Origin of the sequence: Variovorax sp. R-27, assembly GCF_049913215.1 — a bacterium.
In the GTDB taxonomy this organism is placed as follows: Bacteria; Pseudomonadota; Gammaproteobacteria; order Burkholderiales; family Burkholderiaceae_C; genus Variovorax.
The window spans coordinates 961454-975593 of the sequence record NZ_CP183984.1 but is presented as its reverse complement, the minus strand read 5'-3'; the positions used below and the strand labels follow the sequence as shown (position 1 = coordinate 975593).

The following is a 14140-nucleotide window of genomic DNA, read 5'->3' as shown; positions in this document are numbered from 1 at the left end:
TCCTCACTCGCGCGACGCACACCGTCGAAGCACCTCAATTTCATCAAGGCGCCCGGCAATACGACGTCCTGCCGCGTCAAGCGACAGATTGATTTCAGCGCTTTGCTTGCCGCGAGCCCCAATCTCGCGCGCCCATTTCTGATCTTCGTACAAGCGGCGCATCAACCGGGCCGCATGTTCGACCGAAGGTTCGGCCCACTCCAGATCGGCGTCGTACGGTGGGATAGGCCGACCGACCTTCACCCGCTCATAGGGCACCAGAAGACTGTTCTCGTCGTTCATGAAGTCCATGTTTCCCGAGAAGGCCGTTGCAATCACGGGCTTTCCCATCAGCATCGCTTCAGCCATGGTCAACCCAAGCCCTTCGCTGCGATGGAGCGAAACATACGCATCACATGCATTCATGAGCGAAAGCACCTCGTCGGAACTCAAGACTTGGTCAATGATCTTGATCGTCGGGAAATCGGCGGCAGCATCGCACAACTCCTGAAACTGGACGGGATACCGATCCCCGAACGATGTCTTCAACACCAGCGTCACTGCCTCGTCGCCGCGAAACGCCATCTTGAATGCGCGAATGAGTCCGAGCGGGTTCTTGCGCTCCATCACACTCACCATGTGAAAAGTGAAGAGGAAGGTGAAGCGCCTCTCATCCAGGTTGAAGTACGCGCGATCACGAACCTGGAAGGGAGCCAGGGTCACGCCAGGAAAAAGTGTTCGCACGGGCACGGACAACTGCTCGCGCAGACCGCTTGCGATGAACTCTGTCGCAGTCCAGACCTCGTCGACCTGATCAGCGTGAGCACACCATGACTGCGGTATCGAATCGAATTCCCAGTACCAATAGGCGATGCGATAGGTGCGTGGCGTACGTTCAGCCAGGTCCGCCCTGGCGTAGGCTCGTGCAAAGAACGGCTCGGGCTGCACGTGGATGATCGTAATGTCGGCCGACTCAAGTCCAGTGAAGCGCACGTGGCGCGGATCATCGCGCGCATCCGTCCGGACATCGCGCAACGATGTCTGAATGCCAACCCGCGCCATAGCCTCGGTCATGGCCTCTACGGAAACACGCAACCCTGAGGGATAGCAGAAATGGCCAATGACATTGACTCCACCATGAACCAAGCCGGGGATCAGTGTGTCGATATCGAGCCCGGCACACCACGTGTGCGCCTCCGGCGTAATGGATCCCTCCGCGCCGGACGCGAGCCATTCGAGCAACGCCCGAGCGGCAGCGACGCTCGAAAATGCATCGGGATGTGCACGCTGCCATGCAGCTTGCGCCAAATACCCCATACGCACTTGCAGTGCTGGCTCCGGAAACCCAGAAATCTCGGTCGAGCCCGACGGAAACCGGTCAGCGCCATAGGTATTCGCAACCCAGGCCGAAAATCGGGTCCAGCCAAAAACTGTCAGTGCGTCAGGGAAGCGCTGCTGCCATCCCGGTGTAAACAGAAAGGCCCGCACCAACTCGGCTTGCGGGTTCTCCTGCGCCTGCAGGAACAGCCACCAGACTTCTTCGAGCGCCAAGTCACCAGTTTCCAACCCGTGCTGCATGAACCACCGAAAAAGACCACGTCGGCCCGACGGCATCAGCCCGTGTGGCATGACCGCGCGAACATCGTCATTCGCCAGAAAAAACTGCCTCGCCCGCTCGGCAAAGTCTTCCGAAAGAAGTGCAACCAGATGCTGCATGCTCTCGGGGGTCAACTCCAGAGCCTGTTGTCCGTTGCGACTGTGCAGCCATTCGGCAAAGCCATTTCCGCCTGGGGCGGAGAACACGTAGGGAAAACGATCACGAAGATCCCCTCGCTGACGTAGCGTATCCATCAAAAAGCGCGCTGCACTCTTTCGATCTACGACTGACCGGGCGTTCGTCTGCGGCCAGAAAACCTGGTCTCGCGGCAAACCCGCGGCTTCGAGGACGTCGTCGGCACTATAAAGATCGAGGGCGGCCACGAAAGTCCCCTCTCCTTCCTGCTGCAGAGCCTTTTGGCGTGAGTGCTCCTCATCAAACAACAGCTTCAGAGACTGCGCTCTTGCCTCACGGATAGCGCGTTCCCGAAGAAACTGCAGTCGTTCCGGCATGCGCCAAGGCGTCATCAGCCAGTAAGCGGCCTTGGGAACCTTGCGCGCGACTCGGCGCAGCACATCAAGCCTTCGCATAGCGGCACGGCAATTTCGCTAACAAACGTAACTTCATCATGGCGGGTCTTATTCGAGTGCGGTCATCATGCTAATGATCACCTGTTTCCGCCTCGTAAAATGGCGGTATGCGCGAAAGCATGCATTTCCCTGGGAGGACCATCGGCTCAGCCGCAAGTCGCACATGACTCAAAACAACAGTTCCAAGGTTTTTACTTCGTACGCACAGAACTTCGAGGACGTAATGCTCTGGCGGGCGTTGAAGCATGTGCCTGCGGGCGTCTACGTCGACATCGGTGCCCAGCACCCCGTGGTGGACTCCGTCAGCAAGGCTTTCTATGAGCAGGGGTGGCGCGGCGTGCACGTCGAACCTGTTCCGCGCTATGCGGAATTGCTGAGGCAGGATAGGCCCGACGAGGTCGTCCTGCAGGTTGCGCTTTCTGACGCGGCGGGCATCCTTGAACTCCACGTGATCGAGGATACGGGTCTCAGTACGGGTGTGAAGGCCTATGCCGACATCCATCAAGCCGAGCATGGCTTTGCATACAAGACAGTACCGACACCCATGCTGCCGATGAAGACCGCCTTGGCATCGCTGGACGGCCGTCCTGTGCATTGGCTGAAGATTGACGTCGAGGGGCTGGAGGAAGAGGTGCTTCGAGGTTGGGACAGCAAGACGCTGCGGCCCTGGATCATCGTGATCGAGGCCACTGTGCCGATGTCGACCGAACTCCGCTACGACGGCGCTGAACGTATTCTGGTCGACGCAGGCTATCAATTCGCCTACTTCGATGGGCTCAATCGCTTCTACGTGGCTGTGGAACATGCGAATCTGCTGCCAGCACTGAAGATCCCGCCCAACGTGTTCGACTACGCCGAACTCAGCGGGCAATCCGGAACGTGGTGCAACGGCCTCATCGCGCGCCACAAGGAAGAATTGCGCGTGTGTGCGGCTCAGCTCGAAGCCGAGCGTGCCGAACGGGTACAACTCGAACTGAGATTCCACGCCGAACTCCATAGCGCACGCACGGCGCTCGAGGATGCAAAGAATCGGGCCCACGAAGCAGCCATGCGCACCGTCAAGGCCGAGGCGCGGGCAACCATTGCTGAAGCAAGTGCCACTCATGCAAACGAGCGGGCCCTCGATGCCGAGGCGCGCGCGTCGCTAGCGGCGACGACACCGCTGCGGCGGCTGGCTTCCGCTGCGATGGAAGGCCGCATTACCAGTGGCATCAAGCGTCGCATCAAGACTGTCCTTCGCGTTGTGGCGATTACGGTAGGCCGCCACCCTCAGCTCAAGCGAGCGGCAATACTCACCTTAAGCTGTGTCCCACCGCTGAGGCGGCGCCTGCAAGCGATGCTCGCGCCCCCCCCTTCTTCTGCATCGCATAGCCCGTTGGAGAAACCTCTGTCCATGTCTCCCGACACCGCCCTGGTGTACCGGCAGCTGCGTCAAAGCCAGCAAAGTTCGGGGCACGCCTGATGCGGATCCTCATTGACCTTCAGGGCGCCCAATCCACCGGCAACAGACATCGCGGCATTGGACGTTACTCCCTGTCTCTGGCGCAGTCGATGGCGCGGCAAGCGGGAAAGCACGAGCTTCTGCTTGCGTTGAATGGACGTTTCCCAGAAGCGGTGGACGACATCCGAACCGCCTTCAATGGGCTGATCGATCCGGCGAACATCAAGGTTTGGTACCCAGCCGCGCAGTCAGGCGCCGGCGCCCGGGCGCCGAGCGAAGTACTTGCCGACGAGAAACTCTACGAAGCATTCCTGGCCAGCCTTAAGCCCGACGCGGTGCATGTGTCGAGCCTGTTCGAAGGCTTGGGCGATGCCACGGTCACCAGCGTAGGCCGCTTCGCACGCACACCCACGGCCGTCACGCTCTACGACCTCATCCCGCTGATCAACCCGCAGCCCTACCTCGACAACCCGGTCATGCGCGACTGGTACATGGGCAAGGTGGAGGCGATGCGCAAGGCGAACCTCTGGCTCGCCATTTCGGAGTCGTCGAGACAGGAAGGCCTTTCCCACCTGGACCTGGACGCGACACGCTGCGTCAATGTGTCCACGGCCGCGGGCGACCATTTCAGGAAGCTCGACGTGGCTCCCGAGCGCGCACATGCATTGCGTGCCCGGTACAACCTTCACAAGCCGTTCGTGATGTACACAGGCGGTATCGACCATCGCAAGAACATTGATGGGCTGATCCGGGCGTTCGCGTTGCTTCCTCCTGAATTGCGTTATGAGCACCAACTCGCGGTGGTGTGTTCAGCGCGACCCGAGGACCGCGAGGCGTTGATGGCGCTGGCCCGCCAGCAAGGGCTGGCCAAAGAAGACGTCGCAGTCACGGGGTTTGTGCCGGAAGAAGACCTGGTCGACCTCTACAACCTGTGCGCGCTGTTCGTTTTTCCATCGTGGCACGAAGGGTTCGGGCTGCCGGCGCTCGAAGCGATGTTATGCGGTGCCCCCGTGATCGGTGCCAACACGTCCAGCCTGCCTGAAGTCATTGGGTGGGAAGACGCGATGTTCGATCCGCGAGACGACAAATCCATTGCAGCAAAGATGTCGCAAGCGCTCAGTGATGACGCTTTCCGACGCACCCTGGTCGCGCACGGCGAGCAGCAAAGCAAGAAGTTCTCGTGGGATGAGTCGGGACGGCGCGCGCTGCGGGCCTTCGAGCAGTTGCACGATTCGACACACACTGCGAAGCCCGGTGCCATGGGCACTCCAGCCGGTGCAGCGCGCCCTCGTTTGGCGTATGTGTCGCCGTTGCCACCTGAGCGCAGTGGCATCTCGAACTACAGCGCCGAGCTGTTGCCGGAGCTTGCCAAGTTCTACGACATCGAACTGGTGACCGACCTCAAGGCCGTCGACAGGCGCGAACTGAGCAAGTCGTTTCCGCTGCGCAGCGTCGAATGGTTCCGCCACAACGCATCCGCTTTCGATCGGGTCCTCTATCACTTCGGGAATTCCGAGTTTCACCAGCACATGTTTTCGCTGCTGGAAGAGATTCCCGGGACCGTTGTGCTGCATGATTTTTATCTGAGCGGAATCCAGGCACACAGAGAGAGCGTCGGCGGCGAAGCGTTTGCATGGACACGCGCACTCTACGAGTCCCACGGGTATGGCGCCGTCGCCGAGCGTGCAAAGGCAGCAGACACGGCGGACGTGATCTTCAAATACCCGTGCAACTTCGACGTGCTGCGGCTTGCGTCGGGTGTCATCGTTCATTCGCCCTACTCGCTGGAACTTGCAAGGCAATGGTTCGGCAGCAAGAGCACGGACAACTGGACACTGATTCCCCTGCTGCGAGTGATGCCTGAATCGATCGACGAGGCAAGACGTCGCGCACGCAAGGAATTGGGCCTGGACGACTACCAGTTCATGGTTTGCGCATTTGGCCTGCTCGGGCCAACCAAGTTGAACCACCGCCTGCTCGACGCATGGCTGCAATCGTCCCTGGCCACGGACCCAAAATGCCGGCTCGTGTTTGTCGGAGAGAACGACAAGGGACGCTATGGGGCGCAGCTCGAGCAGGTCGTTGCCCGTCGCGACCGAGCCGCGCAGGTGAGCATCACCGGCTGGGTTGACTCCGCAACATTCCAGCGCTACCTGAGTTCGACAGATGTCGCGGTTCAACTGCGAACACTTTCGCGCGGCGAAACCTCGGCCGCCGTCCTGGATGCCTTGGGTCGAGGCGTTGCCACGGTGGTCAACGCCAACGGATCGATGGCATATCTGCCGTCCGACGCAGTCGTGATGCTGCCTGAAGAGTTCAGCGACGAAGCGCTGATCAAGGCACTGGAAAATCTACGCCAATCGCCTCCCACCGCGCGCGCTCTTGGAGAGAAGGGCAAGGAGTTGATCAGCACGGCGCATGCGCCGGCCGATTGTGCTCGGCAGTATGCCCAGGCGATCGAATTGTTCGCATCGCGCGCGAAGTATGCACGCACGGGGCTGATCAAGTCGATCGGGGCAGACACTTCGCTATCCGACGAAAGCTTGACCGAAGCCGCGCAGAGCATTGCACGGGCCCTGCCGATGCCGGCCGCGAAGCGCCAATTCTTTGTCGATGTGTCGGAGTTGGTGCAACGCGACTGGCAAAGCGGCATTCAACGGTTGGTTAGGTCATTGCTCCGATCGTTATTCGACAGCCCGCCGGAGGGCTATCGGATAGAACCGGTCTACGCCCTGAAGGGCGAACCAGGATACAACTACGCACGGAAATTCTCGTTGCGTTTTCTCGGTTGCTCGCCACAGGGCCTCGATGACGCGCCCATCGACGCGCGAGATGGCGACATCTTTGTAGGCTTGGATCTGCAACCACACATCGTCCCGGAGCAAGCCGATTTCTACAAGGCACTGAGGCAACAGGGAGTCCGTGTCGAATTCGTGGTGTACGACCTGTTGCCGGTCTTGTTGAGTCATCGATTTTTCCAGGATGCAAAGGCTGTGCACGAGCGTTGGTTGAAAGTGATTGCCGAGAGCGATGGTGTTCTTGCGATCTCCAACGCAGTCGCGGACGAGTTCACGGCATGGGCTTCCGAGAACGCGCCCGAACGTATCGGGGCAGGTCTCAAGGTGCGTGCCTTCCACCTGGGCGCGGACATTTCGTACTCGTTGCCGACGAGCGGTCTGCCGCTCGCTGCCAAGTCAACGCTGGCCCAGATCGCGGCTGCGCCGGCCTTCCTGATGGTCGGCACAGTCGAGCCTCGCAAGGGGCATGCACAAACGCTCAATGCGTTCGAACAGCTCTGGCGCAACGGCATCAACGTCAATCTCGTGGTTGTAGGCAAGACAGGCTGGATGGTCGAGGAAGTCATCGAGCGGCTGCAACAACACCCGCAGCGGGGCCGACGGCTGTTCTGGCTCGAAGGGATCAGCGACGAATACCTGGAGCGGCTCTACGACGACAGCGCTTGCCTGATCCTGGCCTCCGAGGGCGAGGGCTTCGGACTACCGTTGATCGAAGCCGCTATCCACAAGCTGCCGATCCTCGCGAGGGATCTACCTGTCTTCAGGGAGGTCGCAGCAGACCACGCACTTTACTTCGACGGCATGAAGGGCGAAGACATTGCAGCGGCCGTGATGCGATGGCTCGAACTATTTAAGTTGGACCAGCATCCGCGCTCGGAGACAATGCCGTTCCTGACTTGGCAGCAGAGTGCGGAACAGTTCAAGGCTGCTCTTTTTGACCAGTCTTGCCCCCGGACTGCACCACAACGGTCCAATTGATTTCAATCAGAGGTGCATTGCGCAGATCTTGAATCGGCATCCAAGAGATGTCACCCCAGGCTGCTCATGCACAACCCAGTCATTCAGTTAGAAAAGGAAAGAGGACTTCGATGAAAAAGCGCGCTGTTGTAACAGGCATCACAGGCCAGGATGGTGCCTATCTGGCGGAATTGTTGTTGTCCAAGGGCTACGTAGTCTACGGAACCTATCGCCGCACGAGTTCCGTCAACTTCTGGCGCATTGAAGAACTCGGAATTCAAGGCAATCCCGATCTTCACCTCGTGGAATACGACCTGACTGATTTGGGCAGTTCGATCACGCTGATCAAGGATGCGAATCCTGACGAGATCTACAACCTCGCCGCACAGAGCTTCGTTGGCGTGAGCTTCAACCAGCCTGCCGCAACCGCCCAGATCACCGGCGTCGGCGCACTCCATCTGCTTGAGGCCATTCGCCTAGTCAACCCGAAGATTCGTTTCTATCAGGCATCGACCTCCGAGATGTTCGGCAAGGTTCAGGCCATTCCACAGATCGAGAGCACGCCGTTCTATCCGCGCAGCCCCTACGGCGTGGCAAAGCTCTACGCTCACTGGATGACGATCAACTACCGCGAGAGCTACGACATCTTCGGCTCCAGCGGCATCCTGTTCAATCACGAGAGTCCGCTGCGCGGCCGTGAGTTCGTCACGCGCAAGATCACCGACAGCGTCGCCAAGATCAAGCTCGGCAAGCTCGACGTGCTTGAGCTCGGCAACCTCGACGCCAAACGCGACTGGGGCTTTGCCAAGGAATACGTCGAAGGCATGTGGCGCATGCTGCAGGCCGACGAACCCGACACCTTCGTGCTGGCCACCAACCGCACCGAGACCGTGCGCGACTTCGTCACGCTCGCGTTCAAGGGCGCGGGCATCGATGTCGAGTTCAAGGGCGCCGCGGAATCCGAGATTGCGGTCGACACCGCCTCCGGCAAGACCGTGATGCGCGTGAATCCCAAGTTCTACCGGCCGGCGGAAGTCGAGCTGCTCATCGGCGACCCCTCCAAGGCCAAGGCCAAGCTGGGCTGGGCGCCGGCCACCACGCTGGAGCAGCTGTGCCAGATGATGGTCGAGGCCGATCTGCGGCGCAACGCACAAGGCTTCTCGTTTTGAAGATCCTGCTGACCGGGGCGGAAGGGTTCACCGGTCGCCTGTTTGCCGAGCATGCAGCCGCGGCGGGTCACACCGTGGTCGCGCTGCAGGCCAACCTGACGAACGCGGATGCCCTGCGCGACGAAGTCCTGAACACCGCGCCGGATGCCGTCGTGCATCTTGCCGCGATCAGTTTCGTCGGCCATGCCCACGACGAAGCGTTCTATGCCGTCAACGTGATCGGCACGACCAACCTGCTCAACGCGCTGGTGCAGCTACCGGTTCGCCCGCGGCGCGTGCTGCTAGCCAGCAGCGCCAACATCTACGGCAATACGGCCGAGTCGCCCATTGGCGAGACGCACGCACCGGCACCTGTCAACCACTACGGCATGAGCAAGCTCGCCATGGAGTACATGGCGCGAACGTATGCTGACCGGCTGGATCTCGTGATCACGCGCCCGTTCAATTACACGGGGCCCGGCCAGGACGACCATTTCCTGATTCCCAAGCTTGCGATGCACTTCGCGGCCCGCGAGCCTTCCATCGCGCTGGGCAACCTGGACGTGGAGCGCGAGTTCAACGATGTGCGAATGGTCTGCGACGCGTACCTGCTGCTGCTTTCGCACGGCGAGCCCGGCGAAACCTACAACATCTGCTCCGGCCAGCCCTACGCACTGCGTTTCGTCATCGACACCTTTGCGCGTCTGACGGGATATTCGCCGCGCATCGAGGTGAACCCCGCGTTCGTCCGGGCCAATGAGGTGCACCGGCTTTGCGGCAGTGCGACGAAGCTGCAGGCACTTTTTGCAACGCACGGCGTCACGCTGCTCAGTCCGCCGCTGGAGGAAACGCTGCAGCGAATGCTGCAGGCGGCCGGATCCGGCAAGGCTACTTGAACGTCAGCATCCGGTGGCCGAAGTAGCTCGTGACGACCGGCACGAGAACACCGATCAGGTGCGCCACGGCCTCGGCATGCTCGACGATGCCCAGCTTCGGAAACACCCAGCGGGCAAGAACGAGGCTGATAGCCAGCGTCTGCAGCACAGCGAGCACATTCACGCCGACGAACTTCATGATCTGCGGGCCGAGCGCGCTCTTCTTTGCGTCAAACACATGCTGGCGCATCAGCACGAAGGCGACCACCATCCCCACCAGGTAGGCCAGGACAATGGCCGTGCCGTAGCCCAGCCAAAGACTGAACAGGAAGCGCGACCCATAGTTTGCGGCGGCGGCAATGCCGCCGGCCATGAGAAACCGGAGGAACTGCGGCGTCAGCAACGCGCTATTCATCGGGTTTGCGCGGCCGCGGCCGACTTCGCCAGTTCGCGTCCGAATCCGATGCTCTCCGAGATGCCTCGGTCTTCGGGGTAGTAGTACGACGTATCCGCCACCCACAAACCCTGTACCGGCAAGGCGGCAGGCGGAAGGCGATCCAGATAGCCCGGGTCACAGATCGGCTGCGCGTAACGGTAGCGGCTGGCGCGCATGTCGATGAAGTCGTCTTCCGTCAGCGCCGGATTGATCTTCATGCAGTACCGGCGAACCTTGGCCAGGAAGACTTCGTCCGCGTCCTGGAACTTCGGATGCTCACCCGGCATGTAAAACGGAACGTACAAGACATGAGGGTCCAGGGGCCGCAAATTGCTGTACTCCACCAACCCCGGAATGTCCATCTCGGGGTCGTTAATGTTTAGCCAGAAATTCTCGGTCAGGGGCTTGCGCAGCTTGGCGATGACGCAGACCACGGCGATGTTCTTCAGTGCGGCAAAAGCTTGCAACGTCTGCGCCGGCAGCTCCGGCATCAGGCGCGGCACATAGGGCAAGGGAACGGTGCTGACGATCTTGTCGAAGACCTCCATCCCCGCCGCCGTTTGCACCCCCTTCACGGCGCCATCTTCGATCACCACCTTGGAGGCCGGAGACGCGAGACGGACCTCGCCACCCTTGGCCTCGATCGCCGCCTTCAGCGCATCCAGCAACGTTTGCGATCCGCCGTCCAGGTAGCCGAGCTTTTCCTTGAACAAGCTGTAACGGGAACGCCCGATGCGGCGAATGCGGCTCCAGATCCACGCGGCCGACAGGTTAGAGCTGTGCTCGTAGAACTTGTAGTCGAACAGACGCTTCCACAGCACCTCGTAGGCTTCGGTACCGACCCATCGCTTGATCCAGCCGGTGGCCTCGACGTGGTCGAGCGGCTTCCAGTCGTTTCGCTTGGTTGAAAGAAAAGCGTGCAGGCCGTAGCGGAACTTGGCGACCAACCCCAAGCCTTTGAACGTCAGCAAGGCCATCGGATTTCCCCATGGCTGAAGACGGTTCTGGTACCAGTAGCCCATCTTCGTGGCCACCCAGTGCATCTTCGAGGAGAGGCCGAGTTCTTCGAGCATCTGGAAAAAGGCCGTGTCCGAGGTGCAATGAAAATGGTAGTAGCGCTCGATCTGCAGCCCGCCGAAATCAAAGGCCGCGGTCATTCCGCCCACGCGGTCGTCGGCTTCGAACACGACGGGCCGATGCCCGTCGAGGGCCAGTTGGTAGGCGACAGCCAGACCCATAGGGCCGGCTCCCAGAACGGCGATGCGTTGCCCGCGCGGCGAGCCCGGAGCGACAAGGTTCGATTCCGCCACGTCAGAACTCCAGTGCGATCTTGCTGTAGACCGGATGATTGAACGTCTCCTCGACAGCCTCATTGAACGGCGTGCTGCGCACACCGAAGATTCCGGGCCAGTCGATCACCTCGAACTCGTCGCGCGCCACCAGGGCCTGGAGCTGCTGTGTGGTGAACGGCGGATTGCGATCGAACAACGACCAAGTCCACAGCAAGCCGTAGAACAAGCCATAGGGAATCTTGACGATCCGAGCCTTCGCCTTCGTGGCGCGCTTGATCTCGCGAATGATGTCGATGTAGTCGACCTGCTGATGCCCGGTGATGTTGAAGATCCCGGTGCGGACGGTGTTTTCGATGCAACTGATGATCACGTTGCAGAAGTCGCCGACGTACAGCGGCTGGCGCATGAACTTACCGTTTCCCGGCACGGGAAACACGGGCACCTTCGCCATGAAACGCGACAGCCATCCGAGATGCTTTCGATCGAACCAGCCGAACATCAGGGTCGGTCGCAGGATCGGGCATTCGATGCCGCTGTCCAGGACCATACGCTCCTGGTCCTTCTTGCTGCGGGTATAGAAATCGTCGGCCACGGACTCCACCACCGATGAGCTGATATGGACCAACTGGGGCACCTTGTTCTTCTTGACGGCTTCGAGGATGAGTTCCGTGGAAGTCACGTTGTTGTCCACGAATTCTTGGTAATCGATGCCGCCGATCTGTGCTTGCAGCATGACCACCACGTCAGCACCTTCGAAATGCGCAAGCCAGTCGCCGCGCTTGGAAACATCCGCGTATTCCGCAACCACGTCGGGATGCGCTCGCGCCAGCACCTCGAGGTTGGGACGGTGCTTGTCCAGCACGACGATCTGCGTGAATTTTTCGCGATTCAGGCGGGCAACCAGGTTTTGCCCGACGAGACCGGCCCCTCCAGGAAGAATTATTTTCATACCGAAACCCTAACAAACAAAATGAGGCACATGCTATTGCGCGTAGCGAACGCCAACGCCGAGCAATCCGATGGAGAGGCGCCGGTCGTCGCCGGAAAGACCCAGTTCTTTGGGAGACTGCTTTCCATCGAGCTTCAGCACGACCGTCGTGATGGGAGATCTGTTCCACAGCGACGGGGCGACGCTCACATGCACGACGCCCTGACCTGAAACTTCCTCGCTGCCGATTTCCTCGCCATTGACAAGCACACCCACGTGCTGCGACTTGATCTTTCCGTTGCCCAGATAAGGAAAGACCTCAAAGCTCAGGTCGACTGGCTTCGACGCGCTCTTTGACTTGAATTGCAACGCGATCATGTTGGCGGACAACCATTCCCATTCGTCCGGCCTGCCGGGACGCGCGGACGGTGCAGCAACGATTTCGCATTTCGCTTTCAGCGGATTGAATTTTTCGATCTCGCCGCGGGTGTCCAGGATCGGCGAATCGTCATGGATCCGGCAATAGTCGCTCTCGGTGAACTCGGGAGGAAGATGGTCCACCTTCGCGGTCCAGATTTCCATCGAGTTGTTCTTGTTTCTCAAGAGCTCTTCGGTGTAGCCGGTTCCCCAGCCGAAGACATAGGTCCAGTCGTTCGGGACGAAGTAGGGAACGTTTGATCGGGTCAAGCGCACGGCCAGGCCGGTATTGATGCCCCAATCCTGTCCGTCGATCTGGTTGATAGCGATCCGGCTGCCGGACTTTTCAAAATGAACCGGCTCGCTGCCACCCAGTATCGTCGAGTGCTTGCTGAAAACCTCGAAGTTCGCGTTGTACCGCGGCACGATGAAAAAGGCGGCCGCGATCCAGAGAAGCGAAAAAACCAGCAACACCGGGCGAGGCAGCCGCGCGATGAGGCAGTAGACGACCAGCAATCCCAGCAGGCCGACGATCGAGTACACGAAGAAGGAGTTGAATTCGTAGAGAGGCCCCGTGATCCGAAGCGCCCACAGCGTCGAGAACGCCAAGGCCAGAATGCAGAACAGGGCCAAGCGCTGCAGTTCGACCCTCGACGTCTTCAGGTTCAGCAGCCATTTCGTCGGAAGCACGAGTGCGGCGGCCACCATGAGCAGTTCGAAAAGAACCTTGAGGCTGCCCAGCTTCACGTCTCGGGCCGTGTCCAGCCACTCCGGCTTTCTGTCGAAGATGAAATAGGAAGCGACGTAGTTCATCGCCTGGTTGAATTTGGGCGTCTGACCATGGTTCGACTTCATGTACGTCAGGACTCGCACCGCGTTGCAATCCGGGCAACGGGTCAGGTCGATGATGATAGGAATCAGGAAGATGCCCATGATCACGAACGAGGCAGCAAAAACCCCTGTGCGCTTGCGGCCGGAAGTCCACGCAGGATCGATCACCTGCCGCGCCTTCGCCGCCCATGCAAAGCTCAGGATTGCGGCAAGAAAAACCGGGAACGTGAGCACCGGCTGCGCGATGTGCCCGTGGCACAGGACGCAGACACAGAAGACGCACACGGGCAGGAAGCGGAACCAGCCCAGGCTCAGCGCCGCCGAGGAAATCAGAAGCAGCAGATACGGGCCGAACAGCACATGCGGCGCCCAGATGCTCGATACCGCGATGTAGCCAATGCCCGCGCCCAGGCACGCCACCAGAATCCATGCGAGAAGAATTCTCTTGTCGCGCACCAGAAACAATGAAATGGCGACCGAACTCGCAATGAATCCGCTCTGGAGAATGATGCCGAAGAACACGTGCGCCTGATGCGGCGAGGGAACGAAGTGCAAGAGGTCGACCAGAACCATCTCGCCGAAGGCATACACATAGAAGAAGAACGGGCCCGGATGGTTGAACTGCCATCTCGAGTAGTTCCCGTAGATCTCATGGAAACTCTTGGCGCGGATGATGTTCAGCGCATTGGCCGCAAAATCGCCCACCTCCAGCCTGTAGGGGCCGAAGACGAAGCCAGCCGCAGTTGCCAGGACGATCGCAAAAACGGCAAAAAATACGATCCACCAATATCGCCATTCGACACGGGCCGCAGAATTGCCTCGAACTGACTCACTCATCAGGTTATCCCTCA

General features: G+C 60.0%; 9 protein-coding genes. 4 read left to right on the top strand and 5 right to left on the bottom strand.

Annotated elements, in window-relative coordinates; translation table 11 throughout:
- Window positions 1-3: 3 nt before the first annotated feature.
- Entirely contained in the window at window positions 4-2166 is a 2163-nt protein-coding gene (locus ACN9MV_RS04310; protein ID WP_426391411.1) for a glycosyltransferase family 4 protein, read from the bottom strand.
- A gap of 163 nt (window positions 2167-2329) precedes the next feature.
- Between ACN9MV_RS04310 and ACN9MV_RS04305 the strand changes: the two genes are divergently transcribed.
- The 4 genes from ACN9MV_RS04305 to ACN9MV_RS04290 all read left to right on the top strand — a co-directional run bounded on the left by ACN9MV_RS04305 (window position 2330) and on the right by ACN9MV_RS04290 (window position 9406).
- Window positions 2330-3628: an FkbM family methyltransferase gene (locus tag ACN9MV_RS04305; RefSeq protein WP_426391410.1), complete on the top strand. Its 1299-nt coding sequence runs from the start codon at window positions 2330-2332 to the stop codon at window positions 3626-3628.
- Window positions 3628-7383 carry a glycosyltransferase gene (locus ACN9MV_RS04300; protein WP_426391409.1) on the top strand — a complete coding sequence of 1252 codons (3756 nt, stop codon included), beginning with the start codon at window positions 3628-3630 and terminating at the stop codon, window positions 7381-7383. The genes ACN9MV_RS04305 and ACN9MV_RS04300 overlap by 1 nt, the downstream gene beginning before the upstream one ends.
- Before the next feature lie 110 nt (window positions 7384-7493).
- Complete coding sequence (gmd, locus tag ACN9MV_RS04295) at window positions 7494-8531, top strand: GDP-mannose 4,6-dehydratase (protein WP_426391408.1); 1038 nt, start codon at window positions 7494-7496, stop codon at window positions 8529-8531.
- Entirely contained in the window at window positions 8528-9406 is an 879-nt protein-coding gene (locus ACN9MV_RS04290; protein WP_426391407.1) for an NAD-dependent epimerase/dehydratase family protein, read from the top strand. The genes gmd and ACN9MV_RS04290 overlap by 4 nt, the downstream gene beginning before the upstream one ends.
- Here the strand turns inward: ACN9MV_RS04290 and ACN9MV_RS04285 are convergent.
- The 4 genes from ACN9MV_RS04285 to ACN9MV_RS04270 all read right to left on the bottom strand — a co-directional run bounded on the left by ACN9MV_RS04285 (window position 9399) and on the right by ACN9MV_RS04270 (window position 14126).
- Window positions 9399-9800, bottom strand: coding sequence for a GtrA family protein (locus tag ACN9MV_RS04285; protein ID WP_426391406.1), 402 nt, complete (start codon window positions 9798-9800; stop codon window positions 9399-9401). The two genes, ACN9MV_RS04290 and ACN9MV_RS04285, sit on opposite strands and share 8 nt — an antisense overlap.
- A complete protein-coding gene (locus ACN9MV_RS04280) occupies window positions 9797-11059 on the bottom strand; it encodes an NAD(P)/FAD-dependent oxidoreductase (RefSeq protein ID WP_426393144.1) in 1263 nt (420 codons plus the stop codon). Before ACN9MV_RS04280 ends, ACN9MV_RS04285 begins: the two co-directional genes overlap by 4 nt.
- Window positions 11060-11132: 73 nt before the next feature.
- The gene (locus ACN9MV_RS04275) at window positions 11133-12062 is read right to left on the bottom strand and encodes an NAD-dependent epimerase/dehydratase family protein (protein ID WP_307616821.1); all 930 of its coding nucleotides are present in this window, start codon (window positions 12060-12062) and stop codon (window positions 11133-11135) included.
- 33 nt (window positions 12063-12095) lie between these two features.
- Complete coding sequence (locus tag ACN9MV_RS04270) at window positions 12096-14126, bottom strand: hypothetical protein (RefSeq protein WP_426391405.1); 2031 nt, start codon at window positions 14124-14126, stop codon at window positions 12096-12098.
- Window positions 14127-14140: the final 14 nt, after the last annotated feature.

Excerpts from the sequence above, each read along its gene's own strand:
- ACN9MV_RS04310 (WP_426391411.1), bottom strand. The coding sequence starts at position 2,166 with ATGCGAAGGCTTGATGTGCTGCGCCGAGTCGCGCGCAAGGTTCCCAAG.
- ACN9MV_RS04305 (WP_426391410.1), top strand. The coding sequence starts at position 2,330 with ATGACTCAAAACAACAGTTCCAAGGTTTTTACTTCGTACGCACAGAAC.
- ACN9MV_RS04300 (WP_426391409.1), top strand. The coding sequence starts at position 3,628 with ATGCGGATCCTCATTGACCTTCAGGGCGCCCAATCCACCGGCAACAGA.
- gmd (WP_426391408.1), top strand. The coding sequence starts at position 7,494 with ATGAAAAAGCGCGCTGTTGTAACAGGCATCACAGGCCAGGATGGTGCC.
- ACN9MV_RS04285 (WP_426391406.1), bottom strand. The coding sequence starts at position 9,800 with ATGAATAGCGCGTTGCTGACGCCGCAGTTCCTCCGGTTTCTCATGGCC.
- ACN9MV_RS04280 (WP_426393144.1), bottom strand. The coding sequence starts at position 11,059 with ATGGGTCTGGCTGTCGCCTACCAACTGGCCCTCGACGGGCATCGGCCC.
- ACN9MV_RS04275 (WP_307616821.1), bottom strand. The coding sequence starts at position 12,062 with ATGAAAATAATTCTTCCTGGAGGGGCCGGTCTCGTCGGGCAAAACCTG.
- ACN9MV_RS04270 (WP_426391405.1), bottom strand. The coding sequence starts at position 14,126 with ATGAGTGAGTCAGTTCGAGGCAATTCTGCGGCCCGTGTCGAATGGCGA.